Annotated in this window: 26 protein-coding genes; all 26 read right to left on the reverse strand. The window is 41.5% G+C overall.

Annotated features, from left to right (window positions below; genetic code table 11):
* Positions 1-74 precede the first annotated feature (74 nt).
* The 26 genes from BMX69_RS15730 to BMX69_RS15860 all read right to left on the reverse strand — a co-directional run bounded on the left by BMX69_RS15730 (position 75) and on the right by BMX69_RS15860 (position 24,291).
* The gene (locus BMX69_RS15730; RefSeq protein ID WP_054790117.1) at positions 75-449 is read right to left on the reverse strand and encodes a TIGR02530 family flagellar biosynthesis protein; all 375 of its coding nucleotides are present in this window, start codon (positions 447-449) and stop codon (positions 75-77) included.
* Positions 450-469: 20 nt separating this feature from the next.
* Positions 470-1,075, reverse strand: a complete 606-nt coding sequence (locus tag BMX69_RS15735) for a flagellar hook assembly protein FlgD (RefSeq protein ID WP_054790116.1) — start codon at positions 1,073-1,075, stop codon at positions 470-472.
* 11 nt (positions 1,076-1,086) lie between these two features.
* Positions 1,087-2,346: a flagellar hook-length control protein FliK gene (locus BMX69_RS15740; protein WP_100042860.1), complete on the reverse strand. Its 1,260-nt coding sequence runs from the start codon at positions 2,344-2,346 to the stop codon at positions 1,087-1,089.
* 73 nt (positions 2,347-2,419) lie between these two features.
* Positions 2,420-2,869 (reverse strand): flagellar export protein FliJ, encoded by a 450-nt coding sequence (gene fliJ, locus BMX69_RS15745; RefSeq protein ID WP_054790113.1) that lies wholly within the window; start codon positions 2,867-2,869, stop codon positions 2,420-2,422.
* 22 nt (positions 2,870-2,891) lie between these two features.
* On the reverse strand, positions 2,892-4,193 hold the full coding sequence (gene fliI / locus BMX69_RS15750; RefSeq protein ID WP_100042861.1) for a flagellar protein export ATPase FliI: 1,302 nt from the start codon (positions 4,191-4,193) through the stop codon (positions 2,892-2,894).
* Between the two features lie 14 nt (positions 4,194-4,207).
* Positions 4,208-5,011 carry a FliH/SctL family protein gene (locus BMX69_RS15755; RefSeq protein WP_157724426.1) on the reverse strand — a complete coding sequence of 268 codons (804 nt, stop codon included), beginning with the start codon at positions 5,009-5,011 and terminating at the stop codon, positions 4,208-4,210.
* Positions 5,004-6,005 (reverse strand): flagellar motor switch protein FliG, encoded by a 1,002-nt coding sequence (gene fliG, locus BMX69_RS15760; protein ID WP_242941275.1) that lies wholly within the window; start codon positions 6,003-6,005, stop codon positions 5,004-5,006. Before fliG ends, BMX69_RS15755 begins: the two co-directional genes overlap by 8 nt.
* Entirely contained in the window at positions 5,998-7,596 is a 1,599-nt protein-coding gene (fliF, locus tag BMX69_RS15765; protein ID WP_100042864.1) for a flagellar basal-body MS-ring/collar protein FliF, read from the reverse strand. Before fliF ends, fliG begins: the two co-directional genes overlap by 8 nt.
* 25 nt (positions 7,597-7,621) lie before the next feature.
* Positions 7,622-7,933 carry a flagellar hook-basal body complex protein FliE gene (locus BMX69_RS15770; RefSeq protein ID WP_100042865.1) on the reverse strand — a complete coding sequence of 104 codons (312 nt, stop codon included), beginning with the start codon at positions 7,931-7,933 and terminating at the stop codon, positions 7,622-7,624.
* A gap of 17 nt (positions 7,934-7,950) precedes the next feature.
* A complete protein-coding gene (gene flgB / locus BMX69_RS15775) occupies positions 7,951-8,331 on the reverse strand; it encodes a flagellar basal body rod protein FlgB (protein WP_100042866.1) in 381 nt (126 codons plus the stop codon).
* A 433-nt stretch (positions 8,332-8,764) separates the two neighbouring features.
* Positions 8,765-9,892 carry a glycosyltransferase family 2 protein gene (locus BMX69_RS15780; RefSeq protein ID WP_054790108.1) on the reverse strand — a complete coding sequence of 376 codons (1,128 nt, stop codon included), beginning with the start codon at positions 9,890-9,892 and terminating at the stop codon, positions 8,765-8,767.
* Positions 9,893-9,910: 18 nt separating this feature from the next.
* On the reverse strand, positions 9,911-10,822 hold the full coding sequence (locus BMX69_RS15785; RefSeq protein WP_100042867.1) for a radical SAM protein: 912 nt from the start codon (positions 10,820-10,822) through the stop codon (positions 9,911-9,913).
* On the reverse strand, positions 10,743-11,624 hold the full coding sequence (locus BMX69_RS15790; protein ID WP_054790104.1) for a radical SAM protein: 882 nt from the start codon (positions 11,622-11,624) through the stop codon (positions 10,743-10,745). Before BMX69_RS15790 ends, BMX69_RS15785 begins: the two co-directional genes overlap by 80 nt.
* A gap of 18 nt (positions 11,625-11,642) precedes the next feature.
* Complete coding sequence (locus BMX69_RS15795; RefSeq protein WP_157724428.1) at positions 11,643-12,791, reverse strand: FkbM family methyltransferase; 1,149 nt, start codon at positions 12,789-12,791, stop codon at positions 11,643-11,645.
* Positions 12,791-13,729: a glycosyltransferase family 2 protein gene (locus BMX69_RS15800; RefSeq protein WP_100042869.1), complete on the reverse strand. Its 939-nt coding sequence runs from the start codon at positions 13,727-13,729 to the stop codon at positions 12,791-12,793. Before BMX69_RS15800 ends, BMX69_RS15795 begins: the two co-directional genes overlap by 1 nt.
* 132 nt (positions 13,730-13,861) lie before the next feature.
* Positions 13,862-15,193 (reverse strand): glycosyltransferase, encoded by a 1,332-nt coding sequence (locus BMX69_RS15805; RefSeq protein WP_100042870.1) that lies wholly within the window; start codon positions 15,191-15,193, stop codon positions 13,862-13,864.
* Between the two features lie 88 nt (positions 15,194-15,281).
* A complete protein-coding gene (locus BMX69_RS15810; protein WP_054790100.1) occupies positions 15,282-16,106 on the reverse strand; it encodes a flagellin N-terminal helical domain-containing protein in 825 nt (274 codons plus the stop codon).
* A 203-nt stretch (positions 16,107-16,309) separates the two neighbouring features.
* On the reverse strand, positions 16,310-16,528 hold the full coding sequence (locus BMX69_RS24490) for a hypothetical protein (RefSeq protein ID WP_054790099.1): 219 nt from the start codon (positions 16,526-16,528) through the stop codon (positions 16,310-16,312).
* Positions 16,494-16,685, reverse strand: coding sequence for a YjfB family protein (locus tag BMX69_RS15820; protein WP_100042872.1), 192 nt, complete (start codon positions 16,683-16,685; stop codon positions 16,494-16,496). Before BMX69_RS15820 ends, BMX69_RS24490 begins: the two co-directional genes overlap by 35 nt.
* A gap of 95 nt (positions 16,686-16,780) precedes the next feature.
* The gene (locus BMX69_RS15825) at positions 16,781-18,319 is read right to left on the reverse strand and encodes a sensor histidine kinase (protein ID WP_100042873.1); all 1,539 of its coding nucleotides are present in this window, start codon (positions 18,317-18,319) and stop codon (positions 16,781-16,783) included.
* 27 nt (positions 18,320-18,346) lie between these two features.
* Positions 18,347-19,018, reverse strand: coding sequence for a response regulator transcription factor (locus BMX69_RS15830; protein WP_100042874.1), 672 nt, complete (start codon positions 19,016-19,018; stop codon positions 18,347-18,349).
* 224 nt (positions 19,019-19,242) lie between these two features.
* Positions 19,243-20,085 (reverse strand): 5-dehydro-4-deoxy-D-glucuronate isomerase, encoded by an 843-nt coding sequence (gene kduI, locus BMX69_RS15835; protein ID WP_054790098.1) that lies wholly within the window; start codon positions 20,083-20,085, stop codon positions 19,243-19,245.
* Positions 20,086-20,208: 123 nt separating this feature from the next.
* A complete protein-coding gene (locus tag BMX69_RS15840) occupies positions 20,209-20,448 on the reverse strand; it encodes a hypothetical protein (protein ID WP_100042875.1) in 240 nt (79 codons plus the stop codon).
* Positions 20,449-21,297: 849 nt separating this feature from the next.
* Positions 21,298-22,416, reverse strand: a complete 1,119-nt coding sequence (locus BMX69_RS15850; RefSeq protein ID WP_054790095.1) for a tetratricopeptide repeat-containing glycosyltransferase — start codon at positions 22,414-22,416, stop codon at positions 21,298-21,300.
* Positions 22,413-23,525 carry a tetratricopeptide repeat-containing glycosyltransferase gene (locus BMX69_RS15855; protein WP_100042876.1) on the reverse strand — a complete coding sequence of 371 codons (1,113 nt, stop codon included), beginning with the start codon at positions 23,523-23,525 and terminating at the stop codon, positions 22,413-22,415. The genes BMX69_RS15850 and BMX69_RS15855 overlap by 4 nt, the downstream gene beginning before the upstream one ends.
* 244 nt (positions 23,526-23,769) lie before the next feature.
* Positions 23,770-24,291 carry a hypothetical protein gene (locus BMX69_RS15860; RefSeq protein ID WP_054790168.1) on the reverse strand — a complete coding sequence of 174 codons (522 nt, stop codon included), beginning with the start codon at positions 24,289-24,291 and terminating at the stop codon, positions 23,770-23,772.
* Positions 24,292-24,370: the final 79 nt, after the last annotated feature.

Below are 24,370 nucleotides of genomic sequence, written 5' to 3' on the forward strand. Positions count from 1 at the left end.
ATTCTCCTTTGTTTTTTACGCCTTCCTCCTGCTGTCAATCGGACACACAGGAAAAGCCTCCATAAATGGTCCAGCTATAATAGGACGGCGCTATCAATATTGGTGAAAATATTTTCTTTCATTTCATTTCCTGACATGGTTGTTACCACAGTATTATTGGGCACATTGACAATAAATGCTCCCCTGTCACTGATAATCACCACGTCTTTTGCACCTTTTATACGGGCTTTTTCCACTGCAGACTGCAAATCCTGTAAAAATGAATCCGACATTTCAATTCCGCGCTGATTTACCCTCTCTGCAGCATGGCGGGAAAACTGGAGTTCCTCCTTTTTGTCAATCCTGCTTTGAAGGATCTCATTAAAGCTGCCTGCCGGTTTTGATATTGCGGCCGCATTCCGCAGCTTTAACTGCCTTAATTCCTCATGCTGATTTATTTTGCCTAGCATTAATCATCACCTTCCGCATTCTAATCAGTACTGGCATCGGTTTTATTATCTTTATCCGGATCCTCGGCTCCATCGACATTATTACCCGCATCAGGCTCCTTGGCTCCATCAGTATTATTATCTGTGTCTGGATCCTTAACTCCATCTTCCTTTTCTGTCTCATCTGTTTCTTCCGGAGGTTTATGCCCTTTTTCATAAATAGACATAATACTGGAAACCGGATAGCCTGTCTTATTATCGTCATCGATGTAAAGAGTCGGAACTCCGCCAAAAATATCGACTCTCGTCACAGTTCCCGTGATTTTTTTAATTGATCCGTTCTTCTCCTGGACTCCAACCATAACTTCTTTTCCCATCATGGATGTTCCATAATTGATTGTATTGACCTGGGCAAAATCTCCCATTGCAGTGGAGAAGTTATTCATAGCCTGCATCATGGCGATCTGAGTCATCTGAGTCATCATCTCCGAGTTATCCATTGGGTTTGACATGTCCTGATTTTGAAGCTGTGCTGCCAAAAGCCTGAAAAATCCCTCCGTTGTCATTTCACTGTTACTGGTGGATTTTGCCCTAGCCTTAAAATCTTCCAGGGAACCATACAAATTTACTCCATTTACAGTCGACATTATTTCTCTCCTTATCTGTAACCAACGCCGCTTTCTTCGGCGCTTTCCGTCTCAAAAATTCCAAGCCTCAGCTTTTGTATAAAATCCCCGCTGTTTTCTTCCCTCTGGCTTTCCTGATGCTGTCCACGCTGTTCCTGTCTGCTGCCATGTTCCTGCTGCTGGTTTAAATAATCGGGTTCCTGCTTGTCTACCAGAACCTGGAAGGGCCGTTCTAAATTAGATTCCAGAATGGATCCTAAATCGCCTGCTGACTGGGATAAAAGCTTTAAAGTTCTGCTTTCCGTACAAAGAAGGGAAACGCTGATCTGATTATCCTCATAGGAAATTCTGATCCGGATTTTTCCAAGGTTATGAGGTTCTAATTGGATATCCAATTCCCCATTTCCTTCGCGAATCTGTTTTAAAATCTGTTCCGATAGCTTTGCTTCCAATTCTTTTGAATGATCTGCTCTTACAGACATATGGACTTCCTCAGGCTTTTCAATAGAACTATTCCAGAAACGTACAGGCTCAAAAGACTTTTCCGGAAGGTTTTTCTGGATTTTGTCCTGATCTTCTTCTCCAGGGCTTGGCTTTTCTTGTGAACCGCTCTTAAGAAGATTTACCGTCTGTTTCTCTTCTACTGAATCTGAAACGGTCTCTGCTTCCTTCATTAGCGGCTGTAACGGTAGATTATCCTTTTTCTCTTTCGATCTTACAGCTGCTTCCGGATTCTCTCCGGCAATATCCTGAATTACAGGATTCTTCTCACCTGTTTTTTGCATTATTGCTTCCGGAAAATGGGGTTCCGGCATTTCCTTTGAACCATTCGTCAAGGTTTCCAGATTATCATCTGCAAGGCCTTCTGTTCCCATGCTGTTTTCTGCCAGCTGGTGAAAACGGAACCGATCTAAAGCACGGAACGAATCCATTGTCTGAATTTTTACGGTTTCTTCCGGTACTAAAACGGTTTCTTCAGCCGCTCCTATGGTTTCCATAATTTGATCCGCCGGTTTCTGTCCTGTTATTTGGAACTTTTCCTCCGGCTCCTGGACTCTAGCCATTCCAGCTGCTGCAGCCAAAGCTGCGGCCTCTGACGACACTTCTGCCGCAGACAGCTTATCATCTGAGGACTCCCCTGATTCCTGACTTTTTCCATCCTTCTTTTGATTGCCGCTTTTTAGCATGGCCTTAAACTCGGATAGGCCGTCAGCTGCCTTTTCTCCCTTTTTCCTACTGCCAGTCAGCTGTCTGGATAACAAATCCACACTGCTGTTTTTTACTTCTGTCATCTTCTCACTCCTTTCTTTTCATGCCCTTAAGCATTTGATTTTATGGTAGCTGCCGTAAGTTTTTACGGCAGGATTACCTGCTTCCATGTACTGAGGTTGTGTTGGAAACGAACTCCTCAATGAACAGTTCTTCGCTTCGCAAAACCTCTTTGTTATACTGCAAAAGCTTCTTTTCCTTCAGCTTTTCAATGGAAACCACCTCTTTTCTGGCCTCCACCACTTCCTCCCGCTTTTGTTCCTCTTTTCTTTGCAGTTTCTGAAGAACTCCTTGTTCGGTAAGAATTTTCTTCTGCATGAAGGTAATGTAGGTTTCATATTCCCTCATCATATTAACGGCGATACCCTTACCTATCTCTGCCTTAAATCGGGTACAGGCATCATTTCTTCGGTCCGACAATTCCTCAACCTTCTGTTCCTGCCTTACCACCTTATCCACAATCTGAGCGTGTTCGTTCTTTAAATTATCCAGGACCTGGTCCTTATAATTCAATACTGTATTAAGCGGAAAATTAAACTTCTTCATGCTCCCCTTCCCCTTTCAACATCTATGATAAAATCATCTTCATTTTCTTTAAGACCTCTTCATAGCTGGCTTGTTCCTGTATCCCCTGACATAAGAACTGATTGATTTTATCTATTTTAGATATAGCCATATCAAGCTTTGGATTGGTGCCGCTCTTATAAGCACCAATCGAGATAAGATCCTCATTTTTCTCATATAGGCTTAACATATCCCGGATCTGGGAAGCTAATTTCCGGTGTTCCTCTGAAACGATGTTGGTCATCAGACGCGAAATACTTGCACTTACGTCAATTGCCGGGAAATGGTTGGCATTGGCCAGCTTTCGGCTCAGTACGATATGACCGTCCACAATACCCCTCACCGTATCGGCTATGGGCTCATTGGTATCATCACCCTCCACCAAGACCGTGTAGATTCCTGTAATGGAACCTTGTCCAAAGTTACCGCTCCGTTCCAGCAGCTTTGGAAACTCCGCATAAATAGAGGGAGTATAGCCTCTTGCCACCGGAGGCTCTCCGATTGCAAGTCCTATCTCTCTCTGTGCCATAGCAAATCGGGTCAGGGAGTCCATCATAAGCAATACATCCTTGCCCTGATTCTTAAAGTATTCAGCTATGGTAGTGGCAACCAATGGACACTTCATACGAAGCATGGCCGGTTGGTCTGAGGTGGCCACCACCAGTACGGAACGTTTCATTCCTTCCGGTCCTAAGTCTTTTTCTATAAATTCACGGACTTCTCTTCCGCGCTCCCCTACCAGAGCCACTACGTTAATATCTGCCTTTACATTCCTGGCAATCATGCCCAGTAAGGTACTTTTACCCACTCCACTGCCTGCAAATATTCCGATACGCTGGCCTTTTCCAATCGTATTTAAGCCATCAATGGCCTTGACCCCAAATTCCAGCTTGTCCGTAATGGGCGGACGGGTCATGGGGTTGATATAAGGATTTTCAACGTAATAGTACCGGGGAGATTCAAAAGGTCCTTTTCCATCCATTGGTTCTCCCTTTGCATCGATGATTCGACCTCTTAAAAAATCTCCTACCGGTACCTTCAACCTGCGTTTTGTATTCCGAACAAAGCTGCCCGCTGCAATTCCATTCATATTTTCATAGGCCATAAGCTGTATTTTGTCATCCTTAAAGCCCACCACTTCCACCGGTATCTGTTCCTGCCGGTCTTCATTGTAAATATAGGCTATGTCTCCGATACTGGCCCTTCCTCCGGAGGCTTCCATGGACATCCCCACAATGTTTTCAATCTTCCCGATATGGTCGATTGTCTCAGTCTTCGTAATGAGATCCGTCAATTCCTTAAACATGCAGGCTCCTCCTGTTACAGTCTGGCGTTATTAAGTATTCCTTTTATATTTTCCAGCTGCGTATTCACGCTGACATCAATAATCTCCTCCGGAAGCTCAATGATACAGGCTCCGTCCTCCTCATGATCCATAGCAATGATCTTGATATTCCCGGAAATGTGGGACAATTCACTTAACAGTCCCACATCTCCCTGTATCATCATTCCTGCATCCCTTTGGGATACATAAATTTTCATCCACTGGGTTTTCTTAAGCTTTCCCGCAGCAGCCACGATCATGCGTTTAATAATCTCTCCGCTGGAGCGCAGACTGGTCTGAATCACCTTTTCTGCAATCGTAAGAGTGACCTTTTTTAAATCGTCAATATATTTGTCCAGTAACTTTTCTTTTTCTTCCGTAACGCTTTCAATTGCGTTTTTCATCGCTTCCAGGAATTCTTCCTCGCGCGCATCTAAGACCTCTTTATGGGCTTCGTAGGCTTTACGGAAACCGTCCTCATATCCCGCGTCATATCCGGCCTGACGGCCTTCTTCCATTGCCTGAACGCGGAGTTTTTCCCCGTCCGTCCTGGCCTGGTTTAGGAGATCTTCTGCATCCGTCCTGGCCTGGTCCAGAATCACCTGTGTCTTCCTTATAGCATCTTCGTACAATTCAGCAGTTTGAAGATACCTGTCATATTCTTGGTCCGCAGACTCCTCCTGCCCACATTCCGTCTCCGGATTTTCGCTTTCTTTTACCCTGATATCTTCAAATTCCCTGGTAAATCCGTATTCCAGAACGCGATCCGCCATCTGCACAGACTTTATAATATTAGACAATGACATCATCCTTTCCGCCCTTATTGATGATCAGCTCGCCTTCCTCTTCCAGACGCCTAATGATACCGACAATCCGCTGCTGAGCCTCTTCCACATCTTTTAAGCGTACATTAACTGTAACTTCCATATCGGACTGGATGCTTTCCTTCATACGAGTTGACATATTGGAGAAAATAACAGTTGTAATCTGCTCGTTTGCATTCTTAAGGGCATAAACCATGTCACGCATATCGCACTCTCTGATGAAACGCTGGATAGAGCGGTTGTCCATGGTAATGATATCCTCGAATACGAACATCTTCTTGCGGATGGTATCCGCCAGTTCTGCATCCTTTCTTCCCAATTCGTCGAAGATGAGCTTTTCGTTGCTCCGGTCAATGTGGTTCATAACGTTTGCTATGTAATCAACACCGCCCACACTGGTGTAGTCGGTAGTAAGGATGCCGGAGAACCGTTTCTTGATCTCCTCTTCCACAATTTTAATTCCTTCAGGAGACGCACTCTCCATTCTGGCAATAGACTCAACGACCTGCATCCGTTTTTCAGGGGCAAGCTCTGAAATAATCTGGGCTGCCATCTCCTCATTTGTATAAGAAAGTACCAGTGCAATGATCTGGGCTCTTTCATGCTGCAGGACAGAAAGCAAGTTTTTTACATCGCTCTTCCGAATAAATCCAAATGATCTGGATTTCAGAGACTGTGTAACCTTTTGAAGCAGGCTGTTGGCAGTACTTTCACCAAATGCTTTTTCCAGAACAGTTCTTGCATACTCCAGGCCACCGTCAGTCACTACCTTTTGAGTCAGACAGGTCTTGTAGAACTCATCTAAAATGGCTTCCGTCTGCTCTGCTTCCACATGACCAAGTTTTGCCACTTCAAGAGTTAATTTCTCAATCTCGTCCTCACTTAAGTACTTGTATACTTTAGAAGCCTTATCCACTCCCAGTGAAACAACCACTGTCGCCGCTTTTTGTTCGGGGGTTAGATCAACCATTGTTACCGCCTCCATTCAACCATGTTTTCAGCAGCTGAGCTGATATCTCAGGGTTCTGCTCAGCAAAATCGCGGACGCACTGGCGCAGTTCTGCTCCCCTGTCTTCTTCAGGCTCCAGAATCTCCTGTTCTTCTTCTTCCTCCTCCGGCAGTTCCACCATATCCGGCAGCTCCGGAACATCTTCCTGGCTTATCTCCATGGCCTCCATAAGAGCGTCTTTCTTCCGTCTATGTCTTATCGCCAAAATGATAATCAGAGCGATAAGAAGTACTCCCGCCAGAGCTGCAATCAGAATCCACTGATTAACCAAAATGCCGCCGGTGCTTGCTTCCACAGGAGTTTCAGGTGCCTTAGGCACCTCTACAGTATAGAAGGGCGCCGCCACGGCGGTTATTTTTTCCGCACGATCTGCCTGAGGGATTCCAGCCGCATTTCCAGCCAGATCCCGTATGTCGTCAATCGTCATACTTCCGAATCCTGTCCCATTTACCACTACGGATACAGTCAGGTTTTCCAAAGCTCCCGGATTGACTTGACCCTGTTCTTTTATCTGGTTTAAAAGATATTTTCTGGTCAGGCTGCTGGAACCATATGCATTCTCTTCAGCCGTTCCTCCCGCATTATACTGTGGGATGTCCGCATTGGCCTCTGAACCGGCCACACCGGAAGCATTCTGCCCACTTCCTGAATACTCCTTGAATATGGATTCCTCAGAAGTAAGACCTGTCTTATCCTTTTCATCTATCTTTTCAGGCGTATTGTAAACAATGCTCTCCCGAATCAGCTTATCCATATTAACCGTGCCCTTTACGGATACCCGGACATTGCCGTTTCCGTATACAGGACCAAGGACATTTAATACCTTTGCTGAAATCTGGTCTTCGATCAGCCTTGTGATCTCTTCTCCGGCCTTGCCGGTGTTGATGTCCTCATCATCGGAACCAGTGGTAACTTCCCGTCCGTTTCCGTCAAATACAGAGACATTGTCAATGACCATTCCAGGGATACTTCTGGATATAAGAAGCTGGATGGACTTTGCCTGCTCCTCTGTCGGAGATCCTCCATCTTTCATAACCACAACAGCCTGGGCGCTGGGCTCCTGTGTCTTATCATCAGACAGTGCATATTTGGAGGGTTCTCCCAAAGCAATGGTTACATATGCCTCCTGCACGCCATCAAAGACCTTAATTGTGGAACCGATTCTGGTTTCCAGATCATAAAGTTCAAACCTGCGCCGGTCTGAATCTGTAGTCATCAAGTTTACATTATTTCTGAACACATCATATGTAAAACCGCTTTTCGGATACCCTTCCGAAACAAGCTTTGCCCTGGTAGTATCCAACTGGGGCGTAGGTACCAGAATGTCACCGTTTTGATACTGATAATCGATTCCGTCTTCCTGTAATTTTCCAATGATCTGTTTGGCTTCTTCGCTGCTGACACTTGGGAACATTACCTCGTATGGCTTCTCCCGCATGGACAGCGCGATCACTATCGCTCCCACCACAACCGCCACGCCAACTGCGCCGATGATTATGGCTTTTTTTACTTTATCATTAAGCTTTTCTAAAAGTTCCTTTATCTTCTCCATTATACCTGTCCGCCCTGTTATCTACTTAAACGCCAATTCTTATAATCTCATTGTAGGATTCCAGTGCCTTGTTCCTAAGAGATGATAAGAGTTCTACAGATAACTGGGCTTTTGCCGCCGCCGCAGGCACGGTATGTGCATCGTCAATCTGGCCTGTTGACAGCAAGTATTCTTGTACCGTCAAATCTTCATCCGTGGTTTTTACGTTCTGTATGGCTTCTTTAAATATATCCCGAAACACCGAACTTCCATCCTGTCCGGCTGTCACTTTCTTTTCGCTTCCTATATTCCCAATGGACTCCATGGGGACGATAGGCCTTATAAACATCTGTTCCATCTCATTAACCTCCCGTTTTAGCCTTTAATAACCGTGCGAAGCCTGCTTACTTCACTATTCAACGCATTCAGCTGATACTGATACTGAAGAGTTGTCCTAGCCAGTTCCACATTCTCTACATCCATGTTGACATTGTTCCCGTCCATTCTTGCTGATTCATCTTTAGTTTCATGGATAAAGTGTCTGGAATTGCCTATGATTCTGCCTATATCCTTTGATGTGCCCTCTCTGCTGGCCATTAAGCGTTTACGGAATTCATCCTCAAAAGTAACATAACGGGCCTTATAACCTGGGGTCTCGCCATTGGCGATATTATCCAGCGTTACCGACTGTTTGGACCACAGGTAATCCAAAGTCTTTTCCGCCATGGAAATGTTATTTCCAAATATCCCATTCATCCTATTGCTCCTCACTTTCATTCCCCTTGAAGAATCATGGGAATTGTATTTCACCACAAGAAAATTACCTTCTCCAGTTAAATTCAACAGGATTTTCCTTTTTTTTTAATTTTTCTGTAATTTTTCTTACTATATTCTACATTTATTTACAGAATTTGTCAAGAAAGTTGTCAGGAAATTTTCTATAAATCTTAAGATAATGATGAAAATAAATAAATCCTGATTTCGGCAATTTGAGTGCTGTCTCAAAAATGGTAGACAGGACGAGCTAAAATCAGGATATTAAATAAAATTCTTCTTATTATATACCATTGTTTTATAAGGTAACATTTGAATAAATAGCTGTTTTCTATGTTGATTTATTGTTAATCGGATCAACAATCAAATCAACTTCAACTTAAGGTTCTGCCAGATAATTGGCTGCTTCATCCTTTCAGTTCTGCCGCATCTCATATACTTCCCGTATTCCCCTGAAGGAAAGCGCACCTTCCGGTTCCCCTATGGCATCACACAACCTCTCACCTACATCACAGTAACCTTGAACCAACGCATCCGGAACTTCATCAAGTGCAAACATCCAATTTATCACATCGGTAAAGAAGTCCTGGCGCTGTCCTAACACGGAGGCTCGGCTAAACAATGTCAAATCCCAGTCATTCTTCGTTATGATTTTCTCTGTATACTTATGAGTAAAAATATCAATAACACCAGATATCTTTGTTTCAATCGAAGCCTGTGAATTTAGGAGTACAGCTACCGTGTCCTTTATCGCATTCATGTAGACTATCAATAAGAAACTTTCATTTCTTGAAGTAAGATATCCTGCTTTGTTGAGCAAAAAGTCGCACGTGAATTCAAAAAGCAAACGATCGGAATCTATGCGCAAGGGCATAAATTGGTAAGATGATGACTTAGGAGACACATAATACCTATGCAATATCTCAGGGAAAATCCCAGCGCGCTTTGCATGACGAAAGGTCTCTATTGCAAAAATAGTATCTCCACCGTAACAAACCTGCCTGGATAAATCAAAATTACATTGCTTTATAAGAGGAATATGGTACAACTTTGCCCATATCGTTCGCATAAATTGATGGTAACTTGCAAAATATCCGCCAAAGCTCTCCCCTTCTAAAATAAGGGTATTGTTAGTTTTTCGAGCACTCATAACAGTATTAGTGGAAGCTTTAATAAATTCACTTCCACATGAAGCAATTTCAAGGTCATTCATATCAATTTCAAATAACATTTTTTCCAGAAACGTGGGCATATACTCGTCATCAGAATCAAGAACTGTAAAATATCCTCCATTATAATTATCAAGTATTGAAGGGAGAGCATCAAAGAAATACCATATATTATTCCTTTCCAATCTCTCAAGCCTGATTCGGCCATCTATTTGAGCATATTTTTCAATAATACTACCTGTTTTATCTATAGAACCATTATCCACACAATAACATATCCACTTTTCATGCGTTTGGTTAAGTATACTGTTTAATGCGCGTTCAATTGTAGTTTCTGCATTAAAAGCTTGTATATAAATAATGACCTGCTCCATAATCCGTATAGCTCCTTATTACAATAATTGTTCTGCTGCCGGGTAACGTTTTGCTTTATCATCAGTCCCTGCATCCCCACTGCAATAATTGCAGGCAGACAGATATCTTGCATTTGCAATCTTCTGGAACTTATCACGTTTTTCCTGGCGGCTTAAGTTATCACTTAATAAATCAACATAATCATCTGGAACATCAGGTATCAGCCCCAGTTCCATCCCCCTCTGAGAGCGCGAACACCAATGGACTTTACCGTTATGAGTGCGCCAGTTTCCGCGAAGAATAGAGGTGACCGAGCAACTATGAAATACTCGGTTTAGTTCTTCTGGCATTCTGTTTTTTGCTTCCCAGCCACCAAAATCTACCCAGCCACCAAATGATTGATCATCTCCATAATACTTTTCAATCTTACAGGTTATTCCCTCATCCATAAGGGCTTTAACAGTCTTTATCTCCCTTTCCGGATTAATTCCATAAAGCGACAACTGTACCACAATTTTTTCTTTATAGCGTTTAATAGTATTTAATATATTTTGAGAAACAGGCACTGTTGTATTGGTAAAAAGCATCAATTTATCAAAACATTCTTCATAGCCCATTGCAACTTCAATAAGTTCGGAAAGCCTGGGGTGCAAAAAAGGCTCCCCACCTCCCGTTAAATGCAGTGTTTTAATCCTATCTGCTACATCAAATGCTGCATCTAATATTTTCTGTGCTTCCTCAACAGTCATATCAGGAAACGGTTTGTTTTGCGGTACATATTCACAACATAATTTGCATTTCAAATTGCATCGTGTAAGAATAACAAGGGAAAACTTTTCCAAAATGAACATAATAAATTCCTTTCTTACTTTATGAATCAATGTGTAACTGTTCGGCAGGCAAATACCGTTTGCTATCCGAACATAGTCCATTGCAATATCTGCATGCATCAAAATAGCTCATCTGGAAGAAATGAATAATCTTCTTACGTTTTTCTTTATCCGATAATTCCTCATCAAACAAGTCAACAACTTCTTCCGAAGGAGTTTGAACCCCCTTCAGCCCATTTAATTGATCAGTTACCATACACGGTGTTAATTTTCCATCTCGTATTCTGATTGCAAGACCAATCTTTGCGTTAATGGCACACTTTTTAAATAACTTTTCTGCTTCTTCAGGAGTATTCTTTAATGATAAATCACCATAATCAATCCAGCCTCCAAAATGCAGTTCTTTTTCGTTTTGAGGGCGCAGAATAAAATCTATTCCATATTCTTTAAGTTTTTGTTTAGCAGCTGTAGCATTAGGGGAAATACTCCCATAATCATCAATCAACACATCTGCCTGATCTTTAAATTGCTTCAAAACAGCACATAGCTCATCACTTGGAACAAGTGTCCCATTTGTTAAAATACGCACCCGCCCAAACTGATCTTTATACCTCAGAAGCCTCCGCATTATATCCGATAAATCATTTCTAGTAAGTGGTTCACCACCAGAAACGTCAACTTTCTCAGTAAAAGTAACCAGCCGGAAGTATTGATCCAAGCTTTTATATATTTCGTCAAGTGTTGGATGGTATCGTTTCTCAAAGTAGGCAGTACGTTCTGCACACAGCTTACACTTTAAAGTACAGCGATGAGTAGTGATCAAACACACTTTTAAAAGATTTAATTCTTCATTAATTTCATCATATTCCATTGAGCCATCATAAAAATGGCGTATTTCCTTTGCATTATTCAACTTTTTCATACTGTGAAACTCCTTTATTTAGACTGCATACAACACCGTTTCCCAAAAATAATGAGCATAGTGGCGTAAGACAAATTTATAGTCAGGATTATAACTATGAATTAATTCTGTTAACTCATAGAGATCTTCAGGCTTATGGTAAACGCAAATGGCAAGCTTGGGTTTAGCTGTCTGAATCACATTTTTCGCTCCGAGCAATGCATTTTTCTCAGCTCCTTCAATATCCATCTTGATAAAAGTAGGGACCTCCGACGTGTTTGCAAAGAAATGATCCAGCGAGGTCACATCCACAGAAACCACATTATCTCCTGTTATATCAGCATCTTCTATTATCGTTCCTCCAGAAGCCTGTGCGCCATTGGATGAGGCAAACTTCAGCTTTGTCTGCTTACTGTGCAGTCCCCGTGGAATAACTTCAATATTAGAGTTGCATTCATATTGACTCAAGTTTTTCCGAGCCTTTTCCCTGGATAAAATATCCGGTTCAAAACCATAGTAATAATTGAACTTTCCATTTGTCTGACGAATAAATTCTTCAGCTGTGTCCCCTGTAAAAAAACCACCATCCACAAAAACTTCATGCTCACTCAACTGTATGATACCTTTTTCAAAATATTGGGGAGAATCAGATTTTTTTATAGAAGTACCAAAAAGGTATGATTTCATCCTGGCAATAATAATCTGCTTGGATATCTCATCTGTAAAAAAATCATACATTCTCTCATAACCGTCAATGTATGGCTGTAATTGGTCTAAGCTAAACTGCTGTAAATCCAGCTGTTGGTGATCCAACTGTTTTAACAAAAGTAATTGGTCTTCTCCAAAGCCTAAATCAAGTAATTGCTGGCGAATGATAAAGCAAGCTTTATCATTGGTAATAATGACTACGGCTGTAGGATACATCTTTATTAACTCGTCAGCAGTAATGATTGGAGTATGGCCTGCAGGGGTAACCCCCTTCACAAAATTATCACAAAAGCAAGTAATCTCTATTCCTCTGGAGACCAGTCGTTCATATACAAAATCTCCAATCCAGGCTGCCCCAAACAGCACAAGCGGCCGGCCCGCAACCTTTTGTTCAAATTCTCGGAATGCTTGATCCGCTGTCTGCAGATTACCATTCCATTGCCGTTGTATTATATCGTATTCTTTTCTGAAGCTTTCCATTAAATATACCTCTCTACCCATTTTATTTCAAAATCAAGAATATGTGGACTTGCTAAAAACTCACCTTTATGCTCTGCCAGCTCGCTTTTCATCTCCAAAAGATGCGCTGCACAACCGTTAAGCTTGTTTATAAAAATCTTATTTACCATTGAAATCTGAAACGACCAATCAAAATACCACCAATAATTCGACTGCTGCGGAAAATGTTTACATAGCCATACGGTACGTTCACGATATGCATTACGATACGACTCCAAATATTCTGCAGTAATCAATCCATCTTTTGTGGTGATACATGAATTATTCCCCCTATGGCGATAAACACGGTATTTCGGCAAACCATATGATACTACGGTTCCGGCATTTCCCAAGACTTTATACATCAGAGATATATCATCATACCGTCCAACTTCGTCAAAGTACAGTCCTTGGTATACCTTTCGGGAAATCAATTTAGTAGGAAACCCTGTATTGTAGCGTTTTCGCCACATCAGGGCAATGATCGCCTGCTCAGCATTCATCACAAGAATGTCATTGAACACACCAACCGGAATAACCTCTCCATCCTCATCCTTCATTGCACCACATATAGAAACATCGGAATTATATACAATAGCGAGAGTATAGAGAAACTCCAATAGGTCTGGTTCGCAGGTATCATCATCATCGACAAAGGTAATGTAGTCGCCTGTTGCAATCTTCAATCCCGCATTGCGCCCCGATCCGATATTACCACGTTCTCTATGTATCACACTGATCCTGGCATCTTTTCGGGCATACTCATCGACAATTACGCCAGATCGATCTGTCGAACCATTGTCTACGATAATAAACTCAAAATCCGTAAATGTTTGGGCAAGAATGCTTTCGATCATCCGCCTGACCAACATTTCTCGATTGTATGTCAACATTATTACACTAATTTTCGGTATCCTCATAAATCCTACACTTTCTATTACGCAATGCTATTATTCCAGCAGTATTTCAATGCGTCTTTTCCTTTGAACTCTCATGCATAGCACTTGTAGCTATTCAACTATCCATTACGATTTTTATCTTTCTAACACTTATTAAAAAATATCTCCTACCTTTGAGAGAGACTCACGCTCCACCTCTGACAACATAGCATAAACCTGTTTTTCTAATGCAGGATAGGGGACTTTTTCCGATACCTTTATTAAGAAAACCTTATTTTTAAAAGAAGAAAGGTCATAAAGCTTTGATAAAAAGCCAAATGTGGCATCAGCAGTTTCTTCTTCACCCGGTTCTTGTTTCAAGAGCAACAGCATGTCCATTAATACAGTAAAGAGATACGGATTCATTCTAAGAGACAGAACCCCATATCGGATCACATCAGACGGAGTCCCGTACATTTTGCAGATTCCAAAAAGCATCTGATATACCTCAGCGAGAACCCCCACCATTGCTACCTTACCATCTCCTTTATACTGATCCAGCAAATTCAAAGCCTGTTCCAGATAACGTTTGGCCTTTTGCATCTCTCCCCGCTGATAAAACCATAATCCCGTCCAATATTCCAGATCAGGGGAAGAGCCTGCGAAATCCTTTGCCTCTTGATAAATAGCTATAATATCTTCTTCCTGTCCAGAATTCTTTCTATATTTTATCTTAATCAGCTTTGTAAAGTCTCCCCTTTTTCTATCTTTACCGAAAGAAGACTCTTCCCGCTCTATGGCCTTTAAACAAGCCTCTTCTGCTTCATTAAACCGATTTACCACATAAAGAGAATCTGCCAGATAGGACCATGTATCTCCATTTAAAGGATTTTCTTCTAATTCTCTTTTTAAAAGAGAAATATTCCGATCTATCTTCCCCGTCTCTTCGTAGACAGACTCTGCATAGCCGGTATGGCTAATGGTAAGATCCTCTGTTGCATCAAGAATTGTTAATTTTATATCAGCAGAAAGGGATAACGATTCATGTATCCTGTTTTTATAACGAAGTTCCGGGATGTTCCTGAAAATCCGGCATTGAGGAAATATGTTAATCACTCCTCCCGAATCATTAAGGTTAGCCATTGTACAATTCAATGCCACGGCCCGTAGGGCAGGGGAAAGGTCTTTATCCAGTTTTCTTAATAGGGGCAGGATCTTTTTCGCCTCCCCGTCAGAAAAATACTCATCCGCATCCAGAAATGCAATCCAGTTTCCTTTCGCCTGTTCCAAGGCAAAATTCTTGGCAGCAGAAAAATCATCGTTCCAGGAATAATGAAAAACCTTTGCCCCCATCTCTTTTGCAATCTCAACGGTATTGTCAGAAGAACCAGTGTCCACAACGATTTGCTCCCAGACAATATCTTTTCCCCAGCTTAAAGCACGCCGGATATTCTTTTCTTCATTTTTAACAATCATGCATTGGGAAAGCCGCGTTACAGACTTCATAATAAAAACTCCTCCTGATTTATTATAAAATTCCCCCGGAAGAAAGTTCTTCCGGGGGAAGTGTTGTCAAAACGGAATAGCAAGAGAATTACTTTAATAACTGTAAAACTCCCTGAGGAAGCTGATTTGCCTGAGCAAGCATAGCCTGAGAAGCCTGTACAAGAATGTTGTTCTTGGTATAAGACATCATTTCCTTAGCCATATCAACGTCACGGATGCGGCTCTCAGCTGCTGTCATGTTTTCGCTGGTAACTCCAAGGTTGTTGATTGTATGCTCAAGACGGTTCTGTAAAGCACCTAAATCACCACGGGTACTGGATACAGCATTGATTGCATCCTTAATCGTAGCAACTGCAGCCTGAGCGCCAGTCTGAGTGCTGATATCTACACCGCTAAGTGTAAGGCTAGCAGCATCCATATTACCGATTGTTACTGTTAACTGGTTGAAGGTATCGGAAGTATCACCAATCTGTAGTGTTAAACCAGAAGACTGAGTACCATCAAGCAGATTAAGACCATTGAAGTTTGTGCCTTTGGCGATACGGTCAATTTCAGATGTTAAGGAAGTTACTTCCTTCTGAAGGTTCTCACGATCAATATCATTCTGATAAGTTCCGTTAGCTGACTGGTGAGCCAGTTCAACCATACGATTTAACATAGAGTGAACTTCTGTTAAAGCGCCTTCAGCGGTCTGTACCAGAGAGATACCATCATTAGCGTTCTTCTGAGCTGTCTCAAGACCTGTAATCTGTGCTCTCATCTTCTCAGAAATAGCCAGACCAGCTGCGTCGTCGCCTGCACGGTTGATTTTGTAACCAGAAGATAATTTCTCAAGGTTCTTGCTTACTGCTGTGTTGTTGGTTCCTAACTGTCTGTGTGAGTTTAAAGCTGCGATGTTGTGTTGAATTCTCATATGTATTTCCTCCTTGAATGTGTTACAGGGAAATCCTTTTCCCTGAATGTAATGTTTTCCTAATTAAAATTAGGAAATAAGAAAATAATTTTGACGGAACCTATGCGGGGTACCATCCGCAATTATGGCTCCAAATTTCTGACACTTGTGTCTTCGGAAGAGTAGATGACTTAGGATTCTAAAGAATTTAACTATGTCTCTATTTAACTTCCTTTCATGTACATTATCGTATCAAAGGGAATAAAAGATAAGTCTTTTTTTAATATTTTTAAATATTTTTCCATCTTCATTTTTAATAGAAATACCGGTCTGCCAAATACCATGTAAATAAGTGTTATCTTGTCACTATCTAAAAGGGGATATGCCTCGGCATCCCCCTTTCCCTCTTTATGCTTTAGTATTAACAATCTGCCCAATCCCATTTACAGGCATCTGTTTAGGAAACGCCGTCTCCACCATCTTAAGCAATCCCTCCGCAGCAACTTCCTGAGAGTCCATAGCTTTCTTCGCAACGCTGATTCCTGCACTCTGCTGTACTCTAGCAAGGCTCATCTCCATGCTCATTGCGCCAATATCCATCCCTTTCAATCTCCTTTCACAGAATACACCTCATGGCAATTCCCGGTTTATCTTCCTATATTTATATCGGCTATATTATTCACTTATATAATATACTACATATTTTCTTTATAACAATCCAAAGTAAACCAAAACTCCACACCGCCCTTCACATTGCGGGCACCGCAGGACTTATTATGGGAATCCATAATAGCCTTAACAATGGAAAGGCCAATACCACTACCCCCATATCCCCTTGTATGTGCCTTATCCACCTTAAAAAACTTAGTCCAAATATTAGGTAAGTCTTCATCCGGGATATTTTGACCGGTGTTAAATACGGTTACAAGAGCTTCCTCTCCATTCTCCTCTGCCGTAAATACAATCTTACGCTCACCCTCCAAATGATTCAACGCATTATTTAAGTAGTTTGTAATAACTTCTTCTATTTTAAATTCATCAGCAGATACATAAATTGGACCGCAATCCTCCAGCTTCACTTCTGCCCCTTTTTGCTGTATCAGAATTCGTGCCGAATTAATGACTCCGCGGATCAGCTCCGTCAGATCAAAGCGCTCCATCTCAATACTGTCATTGCCGAATTCAAGAGCAGTAAGATTAAGTAATTGACGGACCATGGTATTCATTTTACCTGCCTCGTCCATAATGACTCCGCAGTAATAATCTCTGCTGTCCGGATCTTCCGCCATCCCTTCCGTAAGACCCTCCGCATATCCCTGAATGAGGGCAATGGGTGTCTTTAATTCGTGGGAAACATTGGCGATAAAATCCTTACGCATTTCATCTATCTTTATCTTTTCATCAATATCCTTCTGCAGCTTTTCGTTAGCTGCCCTAAGCTGCCCAATGGTATCCTTTAAGGTGTTGGACAGCTGGTTCATACTGTTGCCCAGTACCCCGACCTCATCCTCCTCTGCACCGGTGTATTTGGCATCAAAGTCCAACGCCGACATTTTTTCTGACAAGTTGGCAAGCTGTAAAATAGGAGACGTAATTCTTTTTGTGGTAAAATATATAAATATGCTTCCTATGAACAGCGCCACCACTCCTACATAAGCAAGGAATCGGTTCGCCAGTGCCACACTTTCCGTAATGCTGGCAAGAGGGACAGACATGAGGAAAATAGTTTTATTATCAGAAAAATACCCCCAGCTTTCCAGATAATAAGAATCGGAACGCCTGTCATATGTCTTCTGAACAATGTAATTGTCGTGTCTTTCTAAAATACTGGCTTCCGGTACGTTCTTTCCGAATATATATGCCTCTACCCTGTTTTTTAAAAAGAGCTGATCCCCGTTTGTGGACATAAGGGCCTCGTCAGTGGTGCTGTCGATCAACACCACCATCAGATTATATTTTTCTCCCATGGTTCGGAACATCTTCTGGGCCGGACCTTCATTTTTAAAATTCGGATCATAAGAATCCTTGTAATAATCAATGATTCCTTTCCCGCTTTCATTCGCCTGTGTTACTAACCTGTCGATCTGCGTATAGGCTCTCTCCAGAGTGTGCACCTTATCGTTGGTGTAAAAACTCTCCAGAAACCAGTTGTTTACAAACCATGTAGAAATTAGGACCAAGGCCATCAGACATACAAAAATTATAGCAAAACGCGCCCTGATGGAATGCTTCATTTAATCACCTCAAATGGTATCCTTTCCTTATACTTCGAATTTATATCCCATTCCCCATATAGTCTTTATATAGTCTCCCTTATCTCCCATCTTGTTTCTCAACTTTTTCACATGGGTATCTATGGTCCGGGCATCTCCAAAGTAATCATAATTCCAGACATTGTTCAATATCTTCTCCCTGGACAGAGCAATTCCCTGATTTTCCAAAAAATAAGCCAAAAGCTCAAATTCCTTGTAACTTAGCTCGATGTCTTTACCGTCAATGGTGACCTGGTGGGCCGCTTTGTCAATGCAGATCCCCCCTATTTCCACTGCATCTGCGGGAACGGCATTGCTGCGCCTTAATATGGCCTCCACGCGGGCCACTAAAATCTTTGGGCTGAAAGGTTTTGAAATGTATTCATCTACTCCCAGATCAAAGCCCTGTAGCTCGTCACGTTCTTCGCTTCTTGCAGTCAGCATGATAATGGGAACCTGGGAGTATTTACGGATTGTTTTGCAGGTCTCCCAGCCATCCATTTTAGGCATCATCACGTCCAGGATAATCAGCACAATATCTTTTTGTTCAAAAAAGATATCTACAGCTTCTTCGCCGTTGGACGCCTCGACCACGGAAAAACCCTTTACGCTCAAAAAATCCTTTACCAGTTTTCTCATTCTGGCTTCATCATCCACTACTAATATCTTTAACTGTTCCATATATAACCTCCTGAAATCAGATCCTTTAAATCACAAAGTATTTATTAGTGTTATTGTATCAAATGGAAAGGCGTATTTCTACATTTTCACAGAGATTTCACACGATTTAGAAAGAAATAGCTGATCACCAGATTATTCCCCTGACCTAGAAACGATATTCCGATTCGGGCAAACAAAAGGCAGATGCACTGGAAATAGCGCATCTGCCTTATTATAAAAATAAATTATCTTAACTCAGTTGTAGGAATGGTATCCATATCATCGAATGCCTGGTTTTCTCCGCCCATTGCCCAGATAAAGGTATAGTTACTGGTACCAGCACCGGAATGGATGCTCCAGGATGGGCTGATTACTGCCTGCTCATTCTGCATAACAATGTGTCTAGTCTCATTACCTTCGCCCATCATATGGAATACTACATTGTTCTCCGGAATCTCAAAATACATGTAAATCTCCATACGTCTCTCGTGGGTATGGGATGGCATGGTGTTCCATACGCTGCCCGGATCCAGAACAGTCATACCCATAGACAACTGGCAGGTCTCCAGTACGTCCGGATGGATGAACTGGTTGATCACGCGCTTGTTGGAGGTTTCCATAGCGCCCAGAGGCTTCTTAGCTGCCTTTTCAATAGGAATAAATGTGGTCTTACATGCTTTATGAGCAGGAGCACTCACCATGTAGAATTTAGCCGGATTGGATCCATCTTCGCTGGAGAAAGTCACTTCCTTTGTTCCCTTGGTGATATATAAGCAGTCCTTATATCCCATCTTGAATTCTTCCCCATCTGCAATGATCTTTCCTGCGCCGCCAATGTTGAAGATACCAACCTCACGTCTCTCAAGGAAATAGCTTGTACCAAAATTTTTCCAGATATCAATGCCCTTGTCTATGGAAACTGTCTCTGTTGTTGGCATGCAGCCTAAGGTAACCATACGATCTACGTGAGAATATACTGCAACTACCTCATTGGCTACGTATAAATTTTCAATTAAAAACTCATTTCTGGTTTCTTCTGTTGTGTAACGTTTGAAATCCTTCTGATTTGCTGAATAACGGATATCCATTTATAAAAAACCTCCTTATATAATTAATTTAGAAATAACTGACCAGCTTCATCGTATCATAAGGAGATTTTTAATTCAATATCTTCTTGGATAAATCGTCAAAAAGAACATAAAATCCAGTTTTTAACCTGGAAAATGAACAAATGTTTGTTGAATGGCTTTCTTATTTACGATTAGTAATTTTAAATTTTTCACTTCTTCACGCAGTAAATTGGCCTTTGAGGAAATCTCTTCACTGGAAGTAGAGCTCTGCTTAGCAGTGGATGTATCGCTCTGAACTACCGCAGATATCTGTGTAATGCTGTAATACACTTGATTAATGGCATTGGTCTCTTTACGGGATGTGTCTTCCACTGATTCCATATGTTCACCCACATACCTTACCTAATTTGAAACCTCCTTGAGGCACACAACCCGTCAGGTATATCTGCCCAGAAATAACCTTCTCCATCACCATAACGGGGATCCGCACAATACTCTCCGCATTTCTACGCGCTCGTTTTCATAGTATTTATAGTTATCTTTTAGTTTAACCATGATGTCCCTCCTCCGAAATTGCATTAACTTTTCTTAACTGCAATAATACCTCCCCAGCGAAAATTGTGCAATGGAACATTGTTCAGAATTATGAGGATAATTTAATTTTCTTGTTTTCTATTAATATAGATTTAGAAATAATCCATAGACATGAAAAAGAGGTGTTGAGGATCTACAATAAACAAGTTATCCCGAAGTTTATGCATATTCTTAAATTACATATAGCATTTGAATAAACTTCGAGATAACTTTTATAATATAATTAAATTTAATATTGCAATTCTATTATACTATACAATCTGATGAACAGACCATATGATTCCTCCAGTATTGGCTCCTCCAAGATTGAGAGTTAAGAATAAACCACTTGATACATAAAACAAACCAATTACGTCACCGCTGTTTAATTCTGCATCACAAGCTAGGGTAACAGTTCCATTACCTAATACGGCTCTCAAGGTCAGGAGAGTTACGGTGGACCTGTCGGACCCGTTGGACCTGTAGGCCCCATAGAACAGCATCCTTTGTTACATCTGCAAACTTTTCCTGAACACTCCTGTATAGCCGCCGCTGGGTTAATTTCATGGCCATCACTGGCATATTGCATATTACGACACCCTTTCTAAAAATCCATTAAGGAACATATTAGAATGTCATCAATAATACGTTCCATTTTTAAGGATGATTTGATTTTTGTGCGGCTGCAATAATGTTAAAATTGCTTTTTAGCCGTTCATTATCGGGGGCATATTCAAGAGCACTCTTTGCATGTTCCAGGGATTCCTTCGGCATGCCCAGCCAATAGGCAGCTATGGCGCAATAGTCATCCAGTGTATAATCCCAGGAATATCCCATATTGACAAAGGTCCTCGACTTTTCCTTTATCTTTAAAGCTTCTTTTGTTAAAAAGTAAGTCATGGCCCAATCTTTTATTTCATAGCACATTTTAGAGAACTCCACATAGGAATCACGCATATCCGGCACTTCTGCAATGGCTTTAAAATACCAGGCATATGCTCCATTCAAGTCTCCCATTTTATAGCAGGATTTTGCAATCCAGCGCATAGCGGCACATCGCTCATCACTCCATACAGCAGCCTGCATAGCCAGATAATCCTTAAGTGTTTCCATGCATTTTATCCATTGGCTTTTATACATATATTCTCTTCCAAGATAATACCGCATCCTCTCATCCTCCGGAGCTTCCTTCACAGCAAGCTCCAAAAGGGGAAGATAGGAACCCCGGGATTTTTCAGGGTCTGGGTAATGGCTGAGAATCATTCCTTCGATATATATGGTTTCAACAGGTAAATTTCCCGTATATTGGATATATTCATGGATAGGGCATTTCCAACGGAACCCCTGCCGGCTATGCACTTTAAAATAATAAAACTGAATGTCTGGAGTCCCATCTTCCTTAAGGCTCCAGTTATAAGGGTATCTTCCCATTTTTGCAGTAGACACAGAACCTTCCGGTCTATGGTTAAGCCATGCTTCCTCCAGCTGATTACGCCAGCCTGGCTCAAATAATTCATCAAGGTCCGTGCAGACGCAGATATCAATATCCTCCGGTACATGATCCAGGGAAATATTCCGCGCCACATCGAACCTCCACGGCTTAACTATGTCCACATATACAACCGCACCCCGTTCTTTCAACCTTTCAACAGTCCCATCATCAGAACCGGTATCCGTGACTACAATCAGGTCAGCTTCACTCATGGAGTCCATCCACTTATCTACAAATTGGACCTCATTTTTGCAAATAGCATAAACACAGATTTTTAGTTTCATGATGATTCCTCCGCCTTTTCCTGTTTTTTGATCCTGTCTTCAATCAATAGCAGATTATTTTGCAGCCTTTTATTAGAAGAATTTATGCTCAAGGCCATACGGGCATAATCCCTGGCCTTCTCATACATACCCATATTGTAAGCACTGACGGAAGCGTAATCATGCAAAGCATTTCCCCAGCTTTCTGGGTCAACCAGATAACTTCCTGAATTTCTTGAGATGGTTAAACCCTTTTCTGCCATGGCGAAGGTCAACGGCCAGTTTTTTTCCTTATAGGCTGATTTTACCAGAGCAAGATATGGTTCCCTGACATCCGGGCATTCCGCCAAAGCCCGAAAGAGCCATGATCTGGCCTCTTTCATATTCCCTTTCTCTTCATAACATTGAGCAATAAAGCGCATGGAGGCACTTCGTTCCTCACTCCATTGAGCAGTTTCAAGGGAAAGGTGTTTCTTCAGCGTTTCAATACCCTTATCAAAATTTCCATGATACACGTATTCTCTTCCTAACCAGAACATAGACCTGTCATCAAGCGGGTTCTCCTGAACAGATAGTTCCAAAAGGGGAAGATATTGACTTCTTGGCTTTGATAAATCCGGATAGTGATTGAGGGCCAACCCGTTGATCCATGAGATTTTCTCAGAACCTGAACCGCTGTATTCCAGAACCTCATGTACCGGATGTACCCAGCGATAGCCATGCCTGATATGGATTTTTTCCATAGGATACTGCTTTTGGGGGGTACCATCGGGATTAAAAGCAAAAGTAAATAAGTATCGTGCACGTGTGTATTCCGGCCTCCATAGCTCTTCCAGCTTTTGCCGCCATCCTGACTCAAAGACCTCGTCTAAATCGTTAGAAACACAGATGTCCATATCCTCGGGGACATGGCTTAGCGCCACATTGCGGGCTGTGTCGAACCGCCATGGGGATATAGTTTCTTCATAAACAATGGCTCCTCTTTCCCGAAGTCTTTCAACCGTATGATCGGTTGAGCCTGTATCCGTCACAATGACAGCATCGGCTTCGGATACTGCATCCATCCAGCGGTCTACAAATTGTTCTTCATTTTTACTGATTGCATATACGCAAATTTTATATTGATTCACTTCCACCGACTCCTTCAGTCATTTTAATTACAATTTTTATTCTACTAAAACCAATATATGCATCTTGCAGCCCATCCTGTGAAGAAACGGCTTTTGTGAATATTTGAGCGAACTAAAAAAGCCGGCTTAATGCCGGCCAAAAATCTTTATGTGAAAAAACATAATAAAAAGCTCCATCAACTTCCTAGTTTCACTTACCCCTATAGACGAATTGAACTTCATACTCCTATTTTGAGTTTTATAACTAAAAATATCTTCTATATTCTCCTATAGGAAACGGATTCTCTAATCCCAACACTCTTGGCCATAAGCCTGTGTCGTCAATGATAAATCCCATTATCATTCCCATATGGCTATGTAAATGCCTGAACTGCGCTAAAATCAAAGTGAATTTGTTGTATCCGCAATCAGGCGGAGTATCTAGAAGTTGGCTATCTGTTAGTTGTGAAAGGTAAACCTTTACTTTTATATCAATATCAGCAAAATAATCATTTATTTCTTCTCTTATAAGATATTTACTGGGAATTACATCTAAGTTATTCAAGTCCTTTTCATGTATTTCAGGCTCTACAAACTCTTTATCACTGGGATTGATAAACCATAAATCAAGCGAATGAAGCATATGATAAATATGTTTCCAACAAGGCATTTCACAATACTCTTTATTCCATAACTCATCTGGTACACAATCAATAACATTTTTCACTTCCCATAAAGCACGGACTGTCTGATCTTTTATAATCTCAACTAATAAATTTACTTCCATATTAATACCACCTCTCGAATTCAAATTTATATTTGTGATAATCATGATAGAAAATCCACTTGATACGTCTGACTTTGAT

The sequence above is a fragment of the Lacrimispora sphenoides JCM 1415 genome (genome assembly GCF_900105615.1).
GTDB classification, from domain to species: domain Bacteria; phylum Bacillota; class Clostridia; order Lachnospirales; family Lachnospiraceae; genus Lacrimispora; species Lacrimispora sphenoides.